Raw genomic sequence first — 22,246 nt, forward strand, 5'->3', positions numbered from 1 at the left:
TTTGACGAGCATGAATGGACCAACGGGATTGGACCACCACGATGATCAGCGCCTACACCGGAACCCAGATACGCGCGGCTGAGAAGCCTCTGCTGGACGACGGTATGGGCGCTGTTCTCATGCAACGCGCATCCTATGGCTTGGCGAACGCCATCATCCGGGAGCTCAAATCCAGGGGACGCATCTACGGCTCCAGCGTCACCGTCCTCGTGGGCAAGGGCAATAACGGGGGAGACGGGCTTTTTGCCGCTGCTTTCCTGGCCGGCCGTGGAATGCGTACGACGGCGGTGCTCACCGCCGGTGACGCGCACGCCGCCGGCCTCGCGGCCTTTCGCCGGGCCGGCGGAAGAACGCACGCCCTGACGGAAGACAACATCCCTGAATTGTCCGCCGCCGCCGCAAGTTCCGACGTCGTCATTGACGCGGTCCTCGGGACAGGTGCGCGTGGTGGGCTCACTGAAGCGGCGGGATTACTCATCGAGCAACTGCAGGCGAAGCTTCTGCGGGCGGAGCTCTTTGGGGCAGAGGGCACCCCCTTGGTTATGGCGTGCGATATTCCAAGCGGTGTGGATGCTGATACAGGTGAGCTGCACGGGCCGGTGCTGCGGGCGGGCGTGACCGTGACGTTTGGGGGAGTAAAGGCCGGGTTGCTGGCGGATCCGGGGGCCGGTAGCTCCGGAAGGATTGTGATTGTCCCCATCGGCATCGAGTCGGCACTGCCGTCACCGGTCTTGCGCCGCCTTGAGCAGGAAGACCTTAAGGCCCTGTTGCCGCAGCCGGATCGCAGTTCCCACAAGTACTCGCGCGGCGTACTGGGCGTCGTGGCCGGATCTGAACGCTACCCTGGTGCGGCTGTGCTGGCCTGCCGTGGGGCGCTTGCCGCAGGGGTGGGAATGGTCAGGTACCTCGGTCCGCCGGAGGTCGCAGCCGCAGTTCGCGCCGCCTGCCCGGAAGTGGTGTGCGGACAGGGACGCGTGGCGGATGCACACGTTCAGGCGTGGCTGGTGGGCTCTGGCCTGGACGATTCTGCGGGGGAGCAGCTGGGCAGGGTGCGTGATGTGTTTGAGTCAGGACTGCCGGTAATCGCCGACGCCGGGGCCCTTCAGGTCCTCCCCGGCCGCCTTGGAGCCCAAGTGGTCCTCACTCCGCATGCGGGGGAGTTGGCGACGCTGCTGACGGAGCTCGGCACCGCCACGCACCGGTCAGAGATCGACGCGGCTCCCTTGTTGGCGGCGCGCCGGGCTGCGACTCTGACGGGCGGAACAGTCCTTCTCAAGGGACACACTACTGTCATCGCTGCAGCCACGGGAGCGGTTTTTACCCAAGCGGAAGGAACAGCGTGGATGGCGACTGCCGGCAGTGGGGACGTACTCGCGGGAGTGCTGGGCGCCTTACTGGCACAGGTGGGATCCGACGCCGACCGGTTCGCCGCCGTCGGAATTGATCCGGACGCGCGGTGGGGGGCGATAGCCGCGATGGCCGCCAGCGTTCACGGGTTGGCCGGAACCGCGGCGTCGGCCGGAGGGCCCCTTACAGCGGGCCGTCTGGCAGATGCTGTGCCGGGAGTGTGGCCCGCCCGGACAGGATAGCTGTGCGGCGTTTGTCGCGGGTACCCGCTAATGTGCAATGGTCACACCCGCAATAATAGTAAGCTTACTTTCCAGTTATAAGCTGGATGGCGAGTGTGAATTGCAACTGTTGGACAACTGAGGAGTATTGATGGAAATCTGGCCCGGATCGGCTTACCCGCTGGGAGCCACCTTCGACGGCACAGGAACCAACTTCGCACTGTTCAGCGAAAGAGCGGAGAAGGTGGAGCTCTGCCTTTTCGACGAGGACCGGGTGGAAACCCGCTTCGAGCTGCAGGAAGTGGACGGCTACGTGTGGCACGGCTACATCCCGCAGGTCCAGCCTGGCCAGATGTACGGCTACCGGGTTCACGGGCCGTATGACCCCGCGTCAGGGCTGCGGTTCAACGCCAACAAACTGCTCCTGGACCCGTATGCCAAGGCTGTACACGGCCAGGTGGACTGGGACCCGTCGCTGTTCTCCTACAACATGGGCGACCCCGACTCGAGAAATGATGCCGATTCCAGCCGACATATGATGCTCGGCGTTGTCATCAACCCCTACTTCGACTGGGACGGGGACCACAACCTCCGGATTCCGTACCACAAGTCAGTGATTTATGAGGCCCACGTCAAAGGCCTCACGCAGCTTCACCCGGAGATTCCCGAGGAGCAGCGCGGCACCTACGCCGGCGTCGCGCACCCTTCAGTGATCGCCCACCTGCAGAAGCTCGGAATTACCGCCATTGAACTGATGCCCGTGCACCAGTTCGTCAACGACGGCATCCTGCAGGACAAAGGCCTCAACAACTACTGGGGCTACAACACCATCGGCTTCTTCGCCCCGCACAACACCTACAGCTCCACCGGCGACACCGGCCAGCAGGTGCAGGACTTCAAGGCGATGGTCCGTACGCTGCACCGTGCCGGGATTGAAGTCATCCTGGACGTGGTCTACAACCACACCGCGGAAGGCAACCACCTCGGCCCCACGCTGTCCTTCAAGGGCATCGACAACCCCGCCTATTACCGCCTCATGGAAGGCGACCAGAAGCACTACATGGACTACACAGGGACCGGCAACTCCCTCAACGTCCGCCATCCCCATTCCCTCCAGCTGCTGATGGACTCGCTGCGGTACTGGGTCACGGAGATGCACGTGGACGGCTTCCGCTTCGACCTCGCCTCCACGCTGGCCCGCGAGTTTTACGACGTCGACAAACTCTCCACCTTTTTTGAACTCATCCAGCAGGACCCCGTAGTCTCCCAGGTGAAGCTGATCGCCGAGCCTTGGGATGTTGGTCCGGGCGGGTACCAGGTGGGCAACTTCCCTCCGCAATGGACAGAGTGGAACGGCAAATACCGGGATACCGTGCGTGACTTCTGGCGGGGAGAACCGTCCACGCTGGGCGAATTCGCTTCCCGGCTCACAGGCTCAGCTGACCTCTATGAGCACTCCGGCCGACGTCCGGTCGCATCCATCAACTTCGTCACCGCCCACGACGGCTTCACATTGTCCGACCTTGTCTCCTACAACGAGAAGCACAATGAAGCCAACGGTGAGGGAAACAACGACGGCGAATCCCACAACCGCTCCTGGAACTGTGGTGTGGAAGGCCCCACGGATGATCCCAAGGTCCTGGGACTGCGGGCACGCCAGCAGCGCAACTTCATCGCTTCCCTGCTGCTGTCCCAGGGCGTTCCCATGCTGCTCCATGGCGACGAGCTGGGCAGGACGCAGCGAGGGAACAACAACGGCTACTGCCAGGATTCCGAGCTGACCTGGATCAACTGGGACAGCGTTGACCAGCCCTTGGTGGAATTCACGGCAGCTGTCAATTCTCTGCGGGCGAAACATCCCACTTTCCGGCGCAGCAAGTTCTTTGACGGGCGGCCCGTACGCCGAGGCGAAGGCGAGCGGCTGCCGGATATCGTATGGCTGGACGTGGACGGTTCAACCATGCAGCCCGAGGACTGGGAGGTGGGCCTGGGCCGCTCCGTGGGCATGTTCCTCAACGGCGACGGTATCCAGGGTAAGGACATGAGGGGCCGACGGATTACCGACGTCAACTTTGTCCTCTACTTCAATGCCCACGACGACGAAGTGAAGTTTAAACTGCCCTCCGATGAGTACGCCCCGGCCTGGGACATCATCATCGATACTGCCGGTCACAACGCCGACACAGAGCCCGTCGTGGCCGGAAGCAGCCTCCCGGTGGACGCCAAATCCCTGGTGGTACTCCGGGCGCACAGCACTCCGGAAGTGGAGCCGGACCACTCCGTGGCCGCTTCCCTGGCCGCGTTGTCGCAGACTTCCACGCCGGAGTCGGCTGCTTTGACATCCCCCGCGGCGCCGGAGCCCAAACACACCAGGAAGATAGGAAAGCCGAAGGCGGCTGATTCATGAAGACCCCCGTCTCGACTTACAGGCTGCAGATCCGCGCCGACTTCACCCTGCACGACGCCGTCGGAATCGTGGACTATCTCCACGCACTGGGAGTGGACTGGCTCTACCTGTCGCCGCTGCTGACGGCGGAAAAGGGATCTGGCCATGGCTACGACGTCACCGACCCGAGCGCCGTGGATCCGGACCGGGGTGGTCCCGAAGGGCTTGCCGCAGTTTCCCGGGCTGCCCGCGCCGCCGGCATGGGGGTGCTTGTTGACATCGTTCCCAACCATGTCGGCGTCGCCACTCCCCACCAGAACCCCTGGTGGTGGTCGCTGCTGAAGGAAGGCCGGCAGTCGAAATACGCTGTAGCGTTCGACGTCGACTGGGACTTTGGGGGCGGCCGCGTCCGCGTACCCATTCTCGGAAGCGATGACGACGTCGAACACCTGGAGCTCCAGGATGGCGAACTGCGGTACTACGACCATCGCTTTCCCTTGGCCGAGGGGACCTATACTCCCGGCGACAGCCCTCGTGACGTCCATGACCGGCAGCACTATGAGCTGATCGCCTGGCGCCGGGCGGACGACGAACTGAACTATCGCCGATTCTTCGCCATCAACTCGCTGGCCGGAGTCCGGGTTGAGATCCCGGAGGTCTTCGATGAAGCCCACGCCGAGGTTGCGCGCTGGTTCCAAGAAGGCCTGGTAGACGGGCTTCGCATTGATCACCCCGATGGTCTTGCGGACCCGGGCGGGTACCTTCGCCGGTTGAAGGAAGTGACTGGCGGCGCGTACGTCCTGGCGGAGAAGATCCTCGAACCGGGGGAGGAGCTGCCGCCGGAATTCCAGTGTGAAGGCACCACCGGATATGACGCCTTGGCGGACGTTGACCGGGTGTTCGTGGATCCCAAGGGGGAGGCGCCCCTGACGCGGCTTGATGCCCGCCTGCGTGGCACCCGCAAGTCAGCTGACTACGCCGCCATGATCCGTGGGACCAAGCGTGCTATTACCGACGGGATGCTGCACTCCGAAATCCTGAGGCTCGTCAGGCTGTTGCCTGAGGATCTGGGGCTCACTGCCTCTGAATCTGCTGATGCGCTGTCTGAGATTATTGCGGCCTTCCCTGTTTACCGCACCTACCTGCCCGAGGGTGCCGAGGTGCTGAAGGAAGCCTGCGAAGCCGCCATGGACACGAGGCCCGACCTCTCCCATGCCGTGGCTAAACTCCTGCCGCTGCTCAATAACGCCGATGCGGAACTCGGACGTCGATTCCAGCAGACGTCCGGAATGGTGATGGCAAAGGGCGTCGAGGACACAGCGTTCTACCGCTACACGCGGCTGGGGACGCTTACGGAAGTCGGCGCCGACCCCACGGAATTTGCCCTCAGCCCCCAGGAATTCCACGACCGGATGGTCCGCCGCCAGGAGCGGCTGCCCCTGTCAATGACCACCCTGACCACTCATGACACCAAGCGCAGCGAGGATACCCGGGCACGCATCTCCGTAATTTCGGAAATGGCGCCTGAATGGGCGGCCACCCTGGCACGGCTGCGCGAGCTTGCACCCTTACCGGACGGACCCCTCGCAGCATTGGTGTGGCAGGCGATCGCCGGATCGTGGCCAGCGGATCGTGCCAGACTCCGCGGCTACGCAGAAAAGGCTGCGCGTGAAGCCGGGAATTCCACCAGCTGGACGGATCCTGACGCGGAATTCGAGGAGAAACTCCTGGCCGCTGTGGACGCCGCTTTTGACGACCCCGATGTCCGCACAGAGTTGACAGCCTTTGTGGCGGGCATTGACTCGCATGGGGCGTCGAATTCGCTGTCCGCCAAGCTCGTCCAGCTCACCATGCCTGGCGTGCCGGACGTCTACCAAGGCACAGAGTTCTGGGACCGTTCTCTCGCAGATCCAGACAACCGCCGGCCAGTGGATTTCCAGCGCAGACGGAACACGCTGGCTGAATTGGATGATGGTCAGCTTCCGGCAGTCTTCCAGGCAGAGGCCTGCAAGCTGCTGGTGACCTCACGTGCCCTGAGGTTGCGCCGCGACCGTCCCGAATTGTTCAGGGGCTACAAGCCGGTGCAAGCCACGGGATCGGCGGCTGATCATCTCCTCGCCTTCAGCCGCGCTGACAGCACGGGACCCGCCGAGGCCGGCGCGCTGACCCTGGTCACGAGGCTCCCCCACGGACTCGAACGCAAGGGCGGATGGCGGGATACCGCCGTCGCTCTTGACGCGGAAATGCAGGACGAGCTCACTGGAACCATCTTTGGTCCCGGCCCGGTGGAGGTGGCGGACATCCTGCGGGTTTACCCAGTGGCGCTGCTCATCCCCATCAGCGAAAACGTCTAGCCAGCCTCCTAAACCACCCACTGAACGGAGAACCACCCGATGACTCTTCCAGTGAACGGAAGCGAACGCTTCGACATTTGGGCTCCAGAGCCCGAATCCGTCACCCTATTGGCGGCTGGCCAAAAATACCCCATGACACGGCGCGACGACGGCTGGTGGACTGCCACGGAGGCTCCGGCGGAGGGCGAAGTGGATTACGGCTACCTCGTCGATGACGAAGACATTCCCCTTCCGGACCCCCGCTCACGCAGGCAGCCTGAGGGCGTGCACTCGTTGTCCCGAACTTTCGATCCGACGGCCCACGAATGGCAGGACGGCGGGTGGAAAGGCCGCGAGCTGCAGGGCGCCGTCATCTATGAGCTGCATCTGGGAACCTTCACTCCTGAAGGGACTCTGGACGCCGCGGCCCAGCGCCTCGACTACCTGGCCGGGCTGGGCATCGACTTTGTGGAGCTCCTACCGGTCAATGCGTTCAACGGCACCCACAACTGGGGCTACGACGGCGTGCTCTGGTATGCAGTGCACGAGGGCTATGGCGGGCCAGCGGCTTACCAGCGTTTTGTGGATGCAGCCCATACGGCCGGCATGGGCGTCATCCAGGATGTGGTCTACAACCACCTCGGCCCCAGCGGCAACTACCTGCCCAGGTTCGGCCCGTACGTCACGTCCGGAAAGAGCAACACGTGGGGCGATTCCATCAACCTTGATGGCCCGGACTCGGACCAAGTCCGGGCATATATCCTCCAGAACGCGGCCATGTGGCTGCGTGACTATCACGTCGACGGGCTGCGTCTCGATGCCGTCCACGCGCTAAAGGATGAACGTGCGCTTCCCATCCTGGAAGAATTTGGGGCTTTGGCAGAGGCTGTCTCCGCTGAGACAGGCCGCCCGGCTACCATGATCGCCGAGTCGGATCTCAACAACCCCCGCCTGCTCTATCCGAGGGAGCTCAATGGGTACGGGCTCTCTGGCCAGTGGAGCGATGACTTCCACCACGCCGCCCATGTGAACCTCACGGGCGAGACCACCGGTTACTACAGCGACTTCGATTCCGTGGCTGCCCTGGCGAAGGTCCTGACGGGCGGGTTTTTCCACGACGGAAGCTATTCAAGTTTCCGCGGCCGACGCCACGGCCGGGCCATCAACTCCAACCTCGTTCATCCATCCGCCTTGGTTGTCTGCACCCAGAACCATGACCAAATCGGTAACAGGGCTGTTGGTGACAGGCTCTCGCAGTCGCTTTCCTACGGTCCGCTGGCCTTGGCCGCCGTTCTGTCGCTGACATCACCGTTTACTCCCATGCTGTTCATGGGCGAGGAATACGGCGCCACGACGCCTTGGCAGTTCTTCACCTCACATCCTGAACCGGAGCTTGGGAAGGCTACAGCAGAGGGGCGGATCAAGGAGTTCGAGAGGATGGGCTGGGACCCTGCCCTGGTTCCGGACCCCCAGGACCCGGAGACGTTCATGCGGTCCAAACTCAATTGGAATGAGGCCGCTGAGGGCCACCACGTCCGCCTGCTGGAGCTCTACCGGTCCTTGACTGCTCTCCGGAAGTCGCTGCCCGATCTTGTTGCTCCCGGCTTCGAGGAAACAAGGGTGGAATTCAGCGAAGAGGACCGGTGGCTTCGGTTGGAACGGGGCTCAGTCCACGTCGTCTTCAATTTCTCCAGCGGAGACTGCAGGCTCAACACGGAAGCCGAGACAATCCGTTTGGCCACCGAGGACGGCGTGCGTCTGGAGTCCGGAAAGTTGGAATTGCCCGGGCACAGCGCGGCCATACTTACCTGACTCACCTGACTTCGCTGACCGAATGTTGGACGCCAGCCCCGGGACGGTCCTGCGGCTGGCAGGATGGTACGTATGACTTATTCTGCTGCGGAAGACCGCTACGAATCCATGCCGTACCGCCGCGTTGGACGCAGCGGCCTGAAGCTTCCGGCCATCTCTTTGGGCCTGTGGCACAACTTTGGCGATGACAAACGCTTCGACGAACAGCGTGCCATCCTTCGTCGCGCCTTTGACCTTGGCGTCAACCACTTCGACCTCGCCAACAACTATGGCCCGCCGGACGGATCGGCCGAAACCAACTTTGGCCGGCACCTCCAGGACGATTTCAAGCCCTACCGCGATGAGCTGATCATCTCCACCAAAGCCGGTTACTACATGTGGCCGGGCCCTTACGGCGAATGGGGCTCCCGCAAATACCTGCTGTCCAGCCTGGACCAATCCTTGCAGCGTATGGGCCTGGACTATGTGGACATCTTCTACAGCCACCGTCCCGATCCCGAGACCCCCATGGAGGAAACCATGGGGGCACTGGATTATGCAGTGCGCTCAGGAAAAGCCCTCTACGCAGGCATTTCCTCCTACACCCCGGAACAGACCATTGAGGCCGCTGCCATCCTCAAGGACCTTGGCACGCCGCTGCTGATCCACCAGCCCAGCTATTCGATGCTGAACCGCTGGACGGAGAACGGCACACCGAACCTGTATGAGGCACTTGAACAGGTGGGCGCCGGCTCCATCGCCTTCTCGCCCCTGGCACAGGGCCAGCTGACCGACCGCTACCTCAACGGCATCCCCGCCGACTCGCGAGCAGCCAAGGAACGCTTCCTTTCCGGGGCAGCGATCACCGAAGACAAACTGGACCGCATCCGCGGGCTAAACGGCCTCGCTTCGGAGAGAGGCCAGACACTCGCCCAAATGGCCGTCGCCTGGATTCTCCGTGACCAGCCCAAGGGAACCCCCGTCACCTCAGCCCTCATTGGTGCCTCCAGTGTCACTCAACTCGAAGACACACTGTCGGCCGTCAATAACCTCGCCTTTACGGAGGAGGAGCTGGCAGCGATTGACCAGTTCGCCGTCGAGTCCGACATCAGTGTGGCTCTGAAGGCCTAAGCCGTCCCGGGGCAATACGTCTCGGACCTGCGTGACTGGCCTTGGCCAGTTGACAGCTGTTGCCTCTTATCCTGCGGGATGGGAGGCAACAGCTGTCTGTAACACAGGTGGCATCGCAGAGCTGGGAACAAGCGAAGCAACGGCACCATTGGATAGACTGCAAGGGCGCCGCATGGCGCTGTGCCCATCAGCCGCCGTTCCGCATCAGGGCAGGACCGCGCAGGGTGCGTGACGTTTGTTCTCAAAGGAGTTCCGTGTCTTCAAATCCCATTCGTGTTGCAATCGTCGGTGTAGGCAACTGTGCCGCCTCACTGGTCCAGGGCGTTCATTACTATCGGGATGCCGATCCCCAGGCAACGATTCCGGGTCTGATGCACGTGGAGTTCGGAAAGTACCACGTCAATGATGTTCAGTTCGTGGCCGCTTTCGACGTCGATGGCAAGAAGGTCGGCGTCGACCTTGCTGACGCTATCCTGGCCAGCGAAAACAACACCATCAAGATCGCCGACGTCCCGCCGTCGGGCGTCACCGTACAGCGGGGCCACACTCTTGACGGCCTCGGCAAGTACTATCTCGAGACCATTGAGCAGTCGCCGGCAGAGCCCGTGGACGTTGTCCAGGCGCTGAAGGATGCCGAAGTGGACGTCATGGTCTGCTACCTCCCGGTCGGGTCGCAGGAAGCCGCTGAGTTCTACGCCCAGTGCGCCATCGACGCCGGGGTTGCCTTCGTCAACGCCCTTCCCGTGTTCATTGCAGGCACGAAAGCGTGGGCTGACAAGTTCACCGCTGCCGGCGTACCCATCGTGGGTGATGACATCAAGAGCCAGATCGGTGCCACCATCACCCACCGCGTGATGGCCAAGCTCTTCGAAGACCGCGGCGTAACCCTGGACCGCACATACCAGCTGAACGTCGGCGGCAACATGGACTTCAAGAACATGCTGGAGCGTGACCGCCTCGAGTCCAAGAAGATTTCCAAGACCCAGGCCGTGACCTCCAACGTCGAGGCGGAGCTGGCTGCCAAGGACGTTCACATCGGCCCGTCCGACTACGTCCAGTGGCTTGACGACCGCAAATGGGCCTTCGTGCGCCTGGAGGGGCGCAACTTCGGCGACGCTCCGGTTTCCCTGGAGTACAAGTTGGAAGTTTGGGACTCGCCGAACTCCGCCGGCGTCATCATCGATGCCATCCGCGCCGCAAAGATCGGCCTGGACCGCGGTATCGGGGGACCGCTCCTCTCCGCGTCGAGCTACTTCATGAAGTCTCCTCCGGAGCAGTTCAACGATGACCTTGCTCGCGAAAAAGTTGAGGCCTTCATCCGCGGAGACCTCGAGCGCTAACCTAAACGCTCGCTCACCTTTCGCGGGTTTTTGGCTGACGCTCCCTCACCTTTCGCAGGTGGGGGAGCGTTCGTCGTTTCTCCAACAAACGCTCCCTCTCGTTTCGCTGGTTTTCGCCGGACGCTCTCTCACGTTTCGCTGGTTTTAGGCTAACGCTCCTTCACATCGCGTCGACAAATCCTGACGCTGCCGGGTGGTCGGGCCGACCGGTGCGAAGCATCCGACGGATTCTGATTACGGTTTTTTGGAATCTGTCGCTGAGATCTTCTTTATCGAAGATCAGTACGTCCCAGCCAGCGGCTTCGAAAGCCTTATCCCGCCGCCTGTCGCTCAGTCTCTGTGGCTCCAGAAGGTGATGACCGCCGTCGTACTGGATTGCTAATCGGCGCTGACGATAGCCAAGGTCGCACGTAGGCGAGTTCGTGTCTTCCGGCTTTAGTGTCAGCTGCAGCTCAGGTTCTGGCAGATTTGAGTCGGAAATTGCCAGGCGAAGCAGTGTCTCGGGTCCTGAGTCGGCCCCCACCCGCATCAGCTCCAAGGCTTCCCTGGCTCGCACAACCCCCTGAAGGTTTGGGTGGCGGTCCACGAGGGAGCCCAGGCCTGCCAATGTATCCAACGGCTGAGATCTCCCTTCGAAATGCAGACGCGGAATCCTGATCAGCTGGTCTCCCATGGATACCAGATCGTCTAGGGACAGCCGTCTGGCCATATCGAGCCACGTGCGAGACGGGGTGCTGATCCGAATCCCGTCTGTCACTTCGATTTCATCTTCCCGAGCCAGAACTGTATGGCCAATTACTCCTTTGCGGCGTACTCCTGGGAGTGATCGGGGCTTGCTCAAGTGCAGTTCAGCTGACTCGGCAAGCCAAGGCGGCAAGATCAAACACTTTATGCGTGCGGCAGTGACATGGGAGATCCAGGCTCCCGGAGATGCGTCGGACAGAGCCCTCGCCGCCGCCTCCAACTCAAAGTCCCAACTGACGGGGCGGTACAGGCCCCGGCTGATGTGTGCCACATCCGAATTTCGCAATCTGCTCTCCGTGACGCCGAGTCTCAGGGCAGTTTCAAGAGTGAAAGGCATCGTCCCAAGGTCGCCCGGCAGGCTGGTTTTTTGCATAGGGGAATTGTTACCCGCCTTGGACAGTTCCTGCAGAAGTTATCCACAGGCGACGATGGTCCTCGCGAGATGTGATGGAGGGTTGGGTTTTTGGGGGCGGGATGTGATGGAGGGTTGGGTTTTTGGGGGCGGGATGTGATGGAGGGTTGGGTTAAAACCGGCGAAAGGTGAGGGAGGGTCAGGTGAGGCCTACCGGGATGCCGTCGGCGTCTACGTCCATGCGCAGCGCGGCGGGGTCCTTGGGGAGTCCGGGCATGGTCATAACGGCACCGGTGAGGGCCACGATAAAGCCGGCCCCGGTCTTCGGCAGGAGATCTCGCACATGAATGATAAAACCCTTTGGTGCGCCCATCCGTGACGCATCATCACTGAAGGAGTACTGGGTCTTGGCCATGCAGACCGGCAGCACGCTCCAGCCGTTTTTCTCGATCTCCACCAGCCGCTTGAGGGCCGGTACCGAGAAGTCGACGCCGTCGGCACCGTACATCTCCTGCACAATGGTTCGGATCTTCTCCTCCACAGAGATCTCCAGCGGATAGAGGTGTCGGAAAGTGTGCGGAACGTCCAGGGCGGCCGCCACCTTCACTGCCAGATCGTCGCCGCCGTCTCCGCCACCTCCGCGGCCCCACACATCAGCGACGGCGGCCGGGACACCTTCCCTGGCGCACCAGTCCATCAGCCAGTCGAGTTCCTCCGCGGTGTCCGTCGCGAACCTGTTAATTGCCACCACGGGTGTCAGTCCGAACTTCTCCACGTTGTGCACATGCCGCTGAAGGTTTGCGACGCCACCCGCCAAGGCCTCGAGGTTCGGTGCAGTCAAGCTGTCCTTTGCCACCCCGCCATGCATTTTCAGTGCCCGGATCGTGGCGACCACGACCACGGCTGACGGTGCCACATCACCTACCCTGGCCTTGATATCCATGAACTTTTCGGCCCCGAGGTCGGCGCCGAAACCTGCCTCGGTAACCACGATGTCGGCCAGGCGGCGAGCAGTCTGGGTAGCAATCAGTGAGTTACAGCCATGGGCGATGTTGGCAAACGGGCCGCCATGGACGAGGGCAGGAGTGCCGGCGATGGTCTGCACCAGATTGGGTTTGATGGCCTCCTTGAGGAGCAGGGTGAGCGCGCCCTGGACCCCGAGATCGGCCACAGTCACAGGCTGGCGCTCATAGGTGTAACCGAAAGTGATCCGGCCCAGGCGTTCCCTCAAATCCCTCAGATCCGTAGCTAGGCAGAAGACCGCCATGATTTCCGAGGCCACGGTGATATCGAATCCGTCCTGCCGCGGAACGCCCTGGACCGGGCCGCCAAGTCCAATCACCACCTCGCGCAGCGAGCGGTCATTCATGTCCAGCACCCGCTTGAACGTCATCCTGCGGGGATCGATGTTCAGTTCGTTGCCTTGGAAGATGTGGTTGTCCACCAGCGCCATCAACGCATTGTTCGCCGAGGTGATGGCATGGAAGTCACCAGTGAAGTGCAGGTTGATCTCGTCCATCGGCAGGACCTGGGAGTATCCGCCCCCCGTAGCCCCACCCTTCATTCCCAGGACCGGCCCGAGCGAGGGTTCGCGCAGGGCAATCATCACCTTATGGCCGGCGCGTGCCAGGGAGTCAGCCAAACCCACCGTGGTTGTGGACTTTCCTTCGCCCGCCGGAGTGGGAGACATAGCCGAGACCAGCACAACCTTCCCCCGCGCTTCCGACGCCGCAAGCCGGGACGGATCGATCTTGGCCTTAAACCGGCCGTATGCCTCGACCGCTTCGTCGTTGATCCCTGCCGCCGCCGCAATCTCCCCGATGGGGCGCATGGTTGCGTGCCGGGCGATTTCAAGATCGCTCATCACCTTTTCTTCAGACATCGTCGTCCTTCAGCTAGGGGGCTAGGGGGTGGCTCGGGCCGGGATCTGCCGGTGTCCAAGATACTGCTCGACGGCGGCGTGGTAGCTTTCCAGCGTAATGGCCGCTGTGCGCTGCCAGCCGAAGCTTTCGGCATGCAGTGCTGCAGCCCGCCCCATATCCTCACGGGTGGTGGGGTCGTCATAGAGAGCTTCCAGGACGTCGGCCCAATCTGCAGGGCTGTGACCTTCAACCAGCAATCCCGTCCTGCCGTGGAAGACAGCCCGGGAAAGCCCTCCCACTTTCGTCGCCACCACGGGCGTTCCGCATGCCTGGGCTTCCAGCGCCACCAGACCAAAGGACTCGCTGTACGACGGCATCACCACGACGTCTGCTGAGCGGTACCAGCTCGCGAGGTCCATTGCGTTGACCGGCGGACGGTGGGTTACGACGTCGTCCATTCCTGCCGCCTTGATGAGGGCTTTCAAATCAAAGTCCTTTGACCCGCTCAACGACCCGAGTATGGTCAGCCGCAAATCGATGTCCGGACGCCGGGTCCGCAACAGCGTGGCCGCCTTTAGGAGAATCTGGGGTCCCTTGAGCCTTTGGATGCGGCCGGCGAACAGCAGGTGGAAGGTGCCGGGCTGCACGCCGTGCTCCTTGCGGGAACGGCTCCGGAAGGCGGGAGTGAAGACGGTCAGATCGACGCCGGGCGGGGCAACGTCGATGCGGTCAAGATCGGCGTTGTAGTGGGAGACGAGCTCAGATGCCTCGTGGCCGGTGTTCGCAATAAGCCGGGTGGCGCCGTCGACAATCCGGTGTTCGCCGTCCTCGCGCCGCCTCGGTTCAGGCTTCTCCCCGGAATGCAGGAGCAGGTTCTTGACCTTGGCCATCGTGTGCATGGTGTGCACCAAAGGGACATTCCACAGTTGGGAAAGCTCCAGTCCGGCCACTCCCGAGACCCAGTAGTGGGAATGGATGATGTCGTAGCGCCCGTGTGGCTGGCGCTCACGGATCCGTTGGATTTCCGCAACCATGCTGTGCAGCAGCTCGGGAAGATCCTCCTTGGGGAGCTTCCGCGGCGGTCCCGAAATCACGTTGTGTACACAGACACCGGGATCGGGATGTTCGACGGCGGGCTGCCCGGCATAGGTGGATCGCGTGAAGATTTCCACTTCCACACCGGCAGCGGCCAACGCCGAAGCCAGTGAACGGACATAGACGTTCATACCACCGGCGTCCCCGGAGCCAGGCTGTTCCATGGGAGAGGTGTGCAATGACAGGAATGCGACACGCCGAATCAGGGTCACGGCTCTCCTTTCGGCCTCTCCAACAGCATTCGATAAAACACTACTCCTGTACACCGGGCGCAATTGCAGCCCTGGCCTGGCTGCTAACGTGGCGCCAGTGAGCCGAAAACCAGAATCAGCAGAATCAACAACTTTCCGGATCCGATCCGCGAGCCAGGACGACTGGCCCGGAATCTGGGCCATCATGGAGCCGATCATCCGCGCAGGCGAGACCTATACCTGGGATCCTGACACCTCCGAGGCGAAGGCAAAGGAGATCTGGTTCAAGCAACCACCAGGGCAGACCTTCGTCGCGGTCCAGGACGGCCTGGTGATAGGGACAGGTGAGCTGCACCCCAACTACGGCGGAGCGGGAAGCCACGTGGCCAACGCCGGGTACATGGTGCACCAGGATCACAGTGGGAAAGGCGTGGCTCGTGCCCTCTGCACCTATTCCCTGGAGGCCGCCCGTGAGGCCGGGTTTCGCGCCACGCAGTTCAACGCCGTCGTCGAGAGCAACACGAGGGCCGTAAAAGCCTGGCAGAGCCTCGGGTTCGAGGTACTGGCCACCATCCCCGAAGCTTTCAACCACCCGAAGCACGGCCTGGTGGGGCTTCACGTGATGTACCGGAAGCTCTAGAACCCCAGTGACTCCGTCCTAACGCCAGCGCTCCCGCAATGCCGGGAAGCCCTTTTCGTAGCCGTTCAGCAACTCCGACGCAAGACCGTCTGACGCGATCAACGGATGCCCGGCAAAGGCGGCGATCGCAGCGTCGCGGTCCCCCATGGTGGCGGCGCGGATGGTCAGCCTTTCCACTTGCTTGATGCGGAGCATCAGGGAAAGCTGCGAATCGTGGGGGCGGCTTTGCAGTAGCGGCAGGGCGCCTTCGGGGCTTACAACACAGGGAACCTCGACGACGTCGTCCGTGGGCAGTCCGGGAATCGCGGGTATCGCTGTACTTTCGTTGGCGCCAGAACCGGCGCCGGCTTTGCCGCCGGCAGCGTTGGCAGTATTCAGGATGAGTTCGGCGTTGCCGACGCCTGCGAGCGCCCGCATCACGGAGAGTGCGACCCGCTCGTAGCCGCCGCCATGAAGGTCCTCGGCGTGACGACCTTCCCCTGCCGGGCGGGCCTCAGCCAGGTAGCCCTCCTCGCGTGAGCGGCGCGCGGACTCCCACAAGGAGTAGGCCGCGGGTCCTGCTACGGCCAGCTGCGGGTAGAGGTCCTGCTGCTGGCTGTGAATGGATTCGCCTCGTGTGCCTTCAGCTGCGCGCATTGCCTCAACGGCTTTGGCGGTGTCGTAGTAGTAGAAGAGGTACTCGTTGGGCAGGCAGCCCAGCTGTGCCAGGAACTGCTGCGGGAAGAGCCTCCCTTCCTCGAAGCCGGCCAGTGCCTGGGCGTCGGACAAAAGCTCCGGCAGCAGGTCATGGCCGCCGGACTCCAGCCGGTACAACCAGCCCAGGTGGTTCAACCCGTAGTAACCCACGCCGTCGAGCTTTCCTTCGGGAAGGGTGGCTCCGGCCGCTTCGGCAGCGCGCCGGACCAGCCCGCTGGCGGAGTCGCAGATGCCGATTACCCGGCTGCCGAGGATGGGCCGCAGGGCCTCGGTGACCATCCCTGCGGGATTGGTGAAGTTGATCAGCCAGGCCTCCGGAGCGAGTTGCCGCATGGCCTCAGCCAGTTCCAGCATGGCGGGAATTGACCGCAGGGCGTAGGAAATCCCGCCGGCTCCGGTGGTTTCCTGCCCTAGCAGTCCCAGCTCAAGGGCGACCCGCTCGTCGGTGACGCGGCCCGCGGTACCTCCTGGTCTGACCGCTGCGAAAACCATGTCAGTGCCGTTCAGGGCTTGAGTAATCGAGGTGGTGGTGCGGATCGTCGGCCGGCTCCCGGATGCTGACGATGCTGATTCATCCGCCATCGCACGAAGAACGGCGTCCATGGCTTCCAGTCTTGCAGGATCAACGTCGTAGAGGACCAGTTCCCGGACCAGGCCGGAGAAGGGCCCGGAGGCCAACGCCCGGTAGACCAGGGGGACACGAAAACCGCCGCCGCCGGCAATCATAAGCCGCATGACCAGAGTCTATGCCTCCCCCTTTCCAGCAGTAGCGTCACAGCGTAGTCTGCGGGACATGGACGCTATTCCCGCCCGACGGTTCGATCCCCTGTCCAGTGTCCGTACTCCGGGGGCAGACGGTTTCGATTTGCTGCTTTCCGGCACGGTTTTCCAGGACATCATTTTCACGGGGTTGCCGCATGCACCCGAGCCAGGCACGGAAGTCTGGAGCGACGGCATGGGAAGCTGCCCGGGCGGAGTGGCCAACCAGGCAATTGCGGCTGCGAGGCTTGGCCTCCGGACGGGGTTGGCTGCCGCCTTCGGGGATGACGGGTACGGGGACTACAACTGGAAAATCCTGGCAGGGCAGGAACACGTGGACCTGTCCCTCTCCCGGCGGATTCCGGGCTGGCATTCGCCGGTCACTGTTTCGCTCGGTGTGCAGGAGGACCGTTCCATGGTTACCCACGGTCACCCGGCGCCCTTGACGTCATCGGACCTGATTGGACACCCACCGCCCGCCCTCGCTGCCGTCACCGACCTCGCCGAAGAAATGGAGCCTTGGGCGCTCGCAGCCCAGGGAGACGGCGTGAAGCTGTTCGGGGACGTCGGGTGGGATCCGAGCGGGGCATGGCTGCCCAGCAGGCTGGACAACCTGAAGTACTTTTACGCTTTTATGCCGAACCAGCGGGAGGCCATGGCTTTCACCGGCAAGCGTGATCCGTGGGCAGCACTGTATTCGTTGGCTGACCGGGTTCCTGTTGCGGTGGTGACACTCGGACCTCAAGGGGCAATGGCCGTGGACTCCGAGACAGGCGAAGAGGAGTGGGTGCCATCCCTGCCGGTTCCCGCGCTTGATCCCACCGGCGCCGGTGATTGCTTTGGTGCCGCCTTCGTCGTGGGGTGCCTGGCGGGATGGCCCCTGGGTAACCGGCTGCGTTTCGCCAACCTCTGCGCCGCGCTGGCAGTACAACAGGTGGGTGGATCCTTGGCTGCGCCCGGCTGGGGAGACATCGCTGACTGGTGGAAGAAAGCGAACGCGCGGCCCGAGCGGCAGGGGAGCCAGTGGCTGCGGCGGTACAAGTTCCTTGAGGAGATCGTCCGGGATGTCCCGCCCGAGGCACAGCGACGTGCGACGGCCACCATCGCGCACCTTTCCGATGCGTAACCCGACGGCGTGACCGCCAGTCGCCTGCCGGGGCGGCCAATTAAGCGACTTGTCCGGCCGCTACTAGAATCACTAGGGTGACTTACCCAGCAGCAGGCGGCCCTGCACCGGCGTCGTATGCTTCCCCCAATGTGAGCGACGAGCGGTCCGCCGTCATCGACCTTGAGGCCATCCGCCACAATGTGAGGCGACTGGTAGCCGTGGCTTCTCCTGCGCGGGTCATGGCGGTGGTGAAAGCCGACGCCTACGGCCATGGTGCGGTTCCCGTGGCGAGGGCCGCGCTCGCGGCTGGAGCACAATGGCTGGGAGTGGCCCACGTATCCGAGGCTCTGGCCCTCCGGGCTGCCGGCATCGACGCTCCGATACTAGCCTGGCTGCATACGCGCGAAACCAACTTCGTTGCAGCCGTTGCTTCCGGAATAGATATCGCCTGTTCGGGCTGGGAATTGGACAGTATTGTGGCTGCCGCCAGGGATCAGGAGCGCCCCGCCAGAGTTCATCTGAAGGTGGATACCGGCCTTGGCCGTAATGGCGCCACGATCGAGTTTTGGGACAAGCTCGTGGGCGCAGCGGTTGAATACCAGGAGGAGGGGCTGCTGCGGGTGGCTGGAATCTTCTCGCACCTTGCCGTGGCGGACGAACCCGAGCGGCCCGAGACGGATGAACAGCTTGCGGCCTTCCGCGATGCCTTGGCTGTGGCGGAGGATGCCGGAATAGACCCGGAAATAAGGCATCTTGCCAACACACCCGCTGCGCTGTCCCGACCCGATACCCACTTCGACCTCGTGCGGGTCGGGCTTGGCATCTACGGGCTTTCCCCTTTCAGAGGACAGACTTCGGCCGAGCTCGGGCTGCGGCCCGCCATGACTGTCCGCACCCTGGTGGCGCACTGCAAAGACGTCCCGGCCCATCAGGGAGTCTCTTATGGACTTCGGTACCGCACGGAAAGTGCCAGCACACTCGGACTCATCCCGCTGGGCTATGCCGACGGGGTTCCGCGCGTGGCCACCGGAGGCCCGGTCCGCATTAACGGCGTGACATACCCCGTGGTGGGCACTATCGCCATGGATCAGATGGTGGTGGACTTTGGACCGTTGCATCTGGCGGCCGGAGGGAACAGCAGGCTCGGAAGCGAGGCGGTTCTGTTTGGGGACGGGAACGACGGCGGCCCCACCGCCGATGATTGGGCCCGGGCAGCCGGAACCATCAACTACGAGATCGTGACCAGGATCAGCCCGCGCGTGCCCCGTCGCTACATCAATGAAGAGACGACGCCGTGAGCGCCGAACAGGGCCCGCTGCCCGCCTCAGAGCGGCCCGCCTCAGCCCCATCCCGCTCGGCCCGATCCGACTCAGCCCAGTCCGACTCATTCCAGTGGGAACAGACGTTCCACGTCGAAACCGCCGAACAGACTCACCAGCTTGCCAGCGCTATCGGCTCGGTACTCGAGGCGGGGGACCTCTTGGTTCTCACAGGGGAACTCGGGGCGGGGAAGACCACTTTTACTCAGGGATTGGGCGAGGGCCTTGGTGTACGGGCAGGCATTATTTCGCCTACCTTCGTACTGGTCCGCATCCATCCCAACCTGCCCGAGGGGCCGCGCCCCGGCGGACCGGACCTGGTACACGTGGATGCCTACCGCCTCGAATCGGCGTCGGAGATAGACGACATCGATCTCGAGAACACGATGGACAGCTCTGTGACAGTGGTGGAATGGGGGAGGGAACGGGTAGAGCACCTGAGTGACAGCCGGCTCGAGGTTGAACTTTATCGCCGGCTGGGATCGGCAGGACTCCCCGGTGTCTCCTACCCAGCGGAGAGCCCGGAACAGGCGAGCCCGGAACAGGCAGCAGTCCTCGATTTCGCTCCCGAGGACGATGACGAACCACGAACCATTGTGATCCGTGGGTTTGGGCCACGGTGGGCCCGGCAACCGTCGTGGCCGGGCATCGCGGAAGGAATCTCCTGATGCTGATCCTTGCCATCGACACCTCGGCTGTCGCCAGTGCCGCCCTGGTTTCCGATGACGCCATGGAAGGCGTGGTGAGCAACTTCTCCACCGAAGACACCCGAAGCCACGCTGAGGTTCTGGCACCAGGCATTAACCGGATGCTGGCAGAAGCAGGCGTCACCGGCTCTGATATCGACGCCATCGTTACAGGGGTGGGACCGGGGCCGTTTACGGGGCTGCGTTCAGGGATCGCCACCGCCCGTACACTGGCATTCGTCTGGCAAAAGCCCCTTTATGGGATGATGAGCCTGGATGCGGTGGCCCTGGAAGTGGCTGAATCAACAGAGGCGGTCCCTGAGTTCATCGTGGCCACCGACGCCCGCCGCAAAGAGGTTTATTGGGCCCGCTACACCCTGGAAGAGGGGCAACTGCCGCAACTCGTTGACGGCCCGCATGTCGGCTTTGCCGTGGACGTTCCGGATCTCCCCGCCTATGGTGCCGGTGCCGGGCTGTACCCCGATGCCCTCCAGGCCAATCCGGACTTCAGCTCCGAGCAGCCGGACGCACTCTACCTGGGGCAATTCGCCCTGGCTCGTTTGGCCGCTGGCGGGGAACTGCCGGATTCCACGCCGCTGTACCTGCGCGAGTCCGATGCCCAGGTCCCGGGGCCCCGAAAGCGGGCGCTATGAGCGGACGCCACGAGGATACGGGCAGTGTGATTCTGCGGGAAATGACAGCCGAAGACATTCCTGCAGTACACCAGCTTGAGCGCAAACTGTTTCCCGTGGACGCCTGGCCATTGCAGATGTTCTTCGACGAGCTGGGCCAGTCAGACACCCGCCACTATCTTGTCGCCGAAGCGGCCGGGACCATCGTGGGTTATGCCGGGCTCATGTGCATCCAGCCCATAGCCGACGTCCAGACCATCGCCGTGATTCCGGAGCAGGAAGGCAAGGGAATCGGCTCGGCATTGCTCACCGCCCTGATCAGGGAAAGCCGCCGCCGGAACGCAGAAGATGTATTGCTTGAGGTCCGGGCGGACAACCCCCGCGCCCAGCAGCTCTACCTCCGCTTCGGTTTCGAGCAGATCCACGTCCGCCCGCGGTATTACCGGGACGGCGTAGACGCCCTGATCATGCGGCTCCCACTATCGGAAACAGTGCCCACAACGGAAGCAGAACGCCCATGAACGGCAACGAGCCGTTGGTTCTTGGAATCGAATCATCCTGTGACGAGACCGGCGTCGGCATCGTGCGGGGAACGTCCCTGCTGAGCAACACGGTCTCATCCTCGATGGAGGAACACGTCCGGTTTGGCGGCGTGATACCCGAAATCGCCTCCCGGGCCCACCTCGACGCTTTGGTTCCCACCCTCCAGCAGTCGCTCGCGGATGCGGGTGTCACCTTGCAAGAGGTCGACGCCGTCGCGGTCACCGCAGGTCCGGGCCTGGCGGGCGCACTCATGGTGGGGGTTTGTGCTGCGAAGGCGCTCGCCGTGGCCACCGGCAAACCCTTGTATGCCATCAACCATCTGGTGGCGCACGTAGGGGTCGGCGTGCTCCAGGCCGATGGTGAAAGGGCAGGAGCCCTGCCCCAGAACCTTGGCGCCCTGTTGGTTTCCGGGGGGCACACTGAAATACTTCGCATCAAGAGCATTACCGACGACGTGGAGATGCTCGGCTCCACCATCGATGACGCGGCCGGAGAAGCCTACGACAAGGTGGCGAGGCTGCTTGGACTGGGCTACCCGGGAGGACCAGCAATCGACAGGCTGGCGCGAACGGGAAACGCAAAGGCAATCCGCTTTCCCAGAGGACTGACCCAGCCGAAGTATATGGGCACCGCAGACGTACCCGGCCCCCACCGCTACGACTGGTCCTTCAGCGGCCTCAAGACCGCCGTCGCGCGCTGCGTTGAGCAGTTTGAGGCGAGGGGAGAGCCGGTTCCGGTTGCGGACGTCGCGGCAGCCTTCCAGGAGGCCGTAGTGGACGTGATCACGTCCAAGGCGGTTCTCGCCTGCCGGGAGAACGGCATTACCAGCCTGCTTCTTGGCGGGGGAGTCGCGGCCAATTCCCGGCTCCGGCAGCTCACCGGCGAACGTTGCAGCGCTGCCGGAATAGCACTGCACGTCCCGCCCCTGGACCTCTGCACCGATAACGGCGCCATGGTGGCAGCCCTGGGAGCCCAGCTCATGATGGCCGGCATCGGGCCCAGCGGGATAGCTTTCGCGCCGGATTCCTCCATGCCGGTCACCACGGTTTCGGCTTAGGCCACGGTTTCGG

17 protein-coding genes are annotated in these 22,246 nt (G+C 63.1%); 13 read left to right on the forward strand and 4 right to left on the reverse strand.

All coding sequences use genetic code 11. The features are described from left to right. Nucleotides 1-41 precede the first annotated feature (41 nt). From M1E05_RS06825 to M1E05_RS06850, 6 genes are all read left to right on the forward strand, one after another. Nucleotides 42-1,589 (forward strand): NAD(P)H-hydrate dehydratase, encoded by a 1,548-nt coding sequence (locus tag M1E05_RS06825; RefSeq protein ID WP_461165202.1) that lies wholly within the window; start codon nucleotides 42-44, stop codon nucleotides 1,587-1,589. 130 nt (nucleotides 1,590-1,719) lie between these two features. After that, entirely contained in the window at nucleotides 1,720-3,975 is a 2,256-nt protein-coding gene (gene glgX / locus M1E05_RS06830; protein ID WP_458111572.1) for a glycogen debranching protein GlgX, read from the forward strand. Further along, a complete protein-coding gene (gene treY, locus M1E05_RS06835; protein WP_461164820.1) occupies nucleotides 3,972-6,308 on the forward strand; it encodes a malto-oligosyltrehalose synthase in 2,337 nt (778 codons plus the stop codon). The genes glgX and treY overlap by 4 nt, the downstream gene beginning before the upstream one ends. Before the next feature lie 39 nt (nucleotides 6,309-6,347). Beyond that, on the forward strand, nucleotides 6,348-8,099 hold the full coding sequence (gene treZ / locus M1E05_RS06840) for a malto-oligosyltrehalose trehalohydrolase (protein ID WP_458111570.1): 1,752 nt from the start codon (nucleotides 6,348-6,350) through the stop codon (nucleotides 8,097-8,099). 72 nt (nucleotides 8,100-8,171) lie between these two features. Next, nucleotides 8,172-9,209: an L-glyceraldehyde 3-phosphate reductase gene (gene mgrA / locus M1E05_RS06845; RefSeq protein ID WP_461164821.1), complete on the forward strand. Its 1,038-nt coding sequence runs from the start codon at nucleotides 8,172-8,174 to the stop codon at nucleotides 9,207-9,209. Between the two features lie 254 nt (nucleotides 9,210-9,463). Continuing rightward, nucleotides 9,464-10,549, forward strand: coding sequence for an inositol-3-phosphate synthase (locus M1E05_RS06850; protein WP_309108178.1), 1,086 nt, complete (start codon nucleotides 9,464-9,466; stop codon nucleotides 10,547-10,549). Nucleotides 10,550-10,709: 160 nt separating this feature from the next. On the opposite strand, the gene M1E05_RS06855 is transcribed toward M1E05_RS06850, so the two are convergent. The 3 genes from M1E05_RS06855 to mshA all read right to left on the reverse strand — a co-directional run bounded on the left by M1E05_RS06855 (nucleotide 10,710) and on the right by mshA (nucleotide 14,814). After that, nucleotides 10,710-11,165, reverse strand: a complete 456-nt coding sequence (locus M1E05_RS06855) for a DUF559 domain-containing protein (protein ID WP_461164822.1) — start codon at nucleotides 11,163-11,165, stop codon at nucleotides 10,710-10,712. Between the two features lie 679 nt (nucleotides 11,166-11,844). Then, nucleotides 11,845-13,527, reverse strand: coding sequence for a formate--tetrahydrofolate ligase (locus tag M1E05_RS06860; RefSeq protein ID WP_461164823.1), 1,683 nt, complete (start codon nucleotides 13,525-13,527; stop codon nucleotides 11,845-11,847). Between the two features lie 21 nt (nucleotides 13,528-13,548). Further along, entirely contained in the window at nucleotides 13,549-14,814 is a 1,266-nt protein-coding gene (gene mshA / locus M1E05_RS06865) for a D-inositol-3-phosphate glycosyltransferase (protein ID WP_461164824.1), read from the reverse strand. Nucleotides 14,815-14,998: 184 nt separating this feature from the next. On the opposite strand from mshA, the gene M1E05_RS06870 reads away from it, so the two are divergent. Further along, the gene (locus M1E05_RS06870; protein ID WP_461165203.1) at nucleotides 14,999-15,433 is read left to right on the forward strand and encodes a GNAT family N-acetyltransferase; all 435 of its coding nucleotides are present in this window, start codon (nucleotides 14,999-15,001) and stop codon (nucleotides 15,431-15,433) included. An 18-nt stretch (nucleotides 15,434-15,451) separates the two neighbouring features. Here M1E05_RS06870 and M1E05_RS06875 read toward each other — a convergent pair whose 3' ends face one another. Beyond that, nucleotides 15,452-16,864: a family 4 glycosyl hydrolase gene (locus M1E05_RS06875; protein WP_461164825.1), complete on the reverse strand. Its 1,413-nt coding sequence runs from the start codon at nucleotides 16,862-16,864 to the stop codon at nucleotides 15,452-15,454. A gap of 58 nt (nucleotides 16,865-16,922) precedes the next feature. On the opposite strand from M1E05_RS06875, the gene M1E05_RS06880 reads away from it, so the two are divergent. The 6 genes from M1E05_RS06880 to tsaD all read left to right on the forward strand — a co-directional run bounded on the left by M1E05_RS06880 (nucleotide 16,923) and on the right by tsaD (nucleotide 22,233). Beyond that, complete coding sequence (locus M1E05_RS06880; RefSeq protein WP_461164826.1) at nucleotides 16,923-18,014, forward strand: carbohydrate kinase family protein; 1,092 nt, start codon at nucleotides 16,923-16,925, stop codon at nucleotides 18,012-18,014. Between the two features lie 77 nt (nucleotides 18,015-18,091). Next, nucleotides 18,092-19,294, forward strand: coding sequence for an alanine racemase (gene alr / locus M1E05_RS06885; RefSeq protein WP_461164827.1), 1,203 nt, complete (start codon nucleotides 18,092-18,094; stop codon nucleotides 19,292-19,294). A gap of 152 nt (nucleotides 19,295-19,446) precedes the next feature. Further along, complete coding sequence (gene tsaE / locus M1E05_RS06890) at nucleotides 19,447-19,983, forward strand: tRNA (adenosine(37)-N6)-threonylcarbamoyltransferase complex ATPase subunit type 1 TsaE (RefSeq protein ID WP_461165204.1); 537 nt, start codon at nucleotides 19,447-19,449, stop codon at nucleotides 19,981-19,983. Further along, on the forward strand, nucleotides 19,983-20,654 hold the full coding sequence (gene tsaB / locus M1E05_RS06895) for a tRNA (adenosine(37)-N6)-threonylcarbamoyltransferase complex dimerization subunit type 1 TsaB (protein WP_458111561.1): 672 nt from the start codon (nucleotides 19,983-19,985) through the stop codon (nucleotides 20,652-20,654). Before tsaE ends, tsaB begins: the two co-directional genes overlap by 1 nt. After that, nucleotides 20,651-21,154 (forward strand): ribosomal protein S18-alanine N-acetyltransferase, encoded by a 504-nt coding sequence (rimI, locus tag M1E05_RS06900; protein WP_458111560.1) that lies wholly within the window; start codon nucleotides 20,651-20,653, stop codon nucleotides 21,152-21,154. The genes tsaB and rimI overlap by 4 nt, the downstream gene beginning before the upstream one ends. After that, nucleotides 21,151-22,233 (forward strand): tRNA (adenosine(37)-N6)-threonylcarbamoyltransferase complex transferase subunit TsaD, encoded by a 1,083-nt coding sequence (tsaD, locus tag M1E05_RS06905; protein WP_458111559.1) that lies wholly within the window; start codon nucleotides 21,151-21,153, stop codon nucleotides 22,231-22,233. The genes rimI and tsaD overlap by 4 nt, the downstream gene beginning before the upstream one ends. The last annotated feature ends 13 nt before the right edge of the window (nucleotides 22,234-22,246 follow it).

This window comes from Arthrobacter sp. R4-81 (assembly GCF_054792365.1).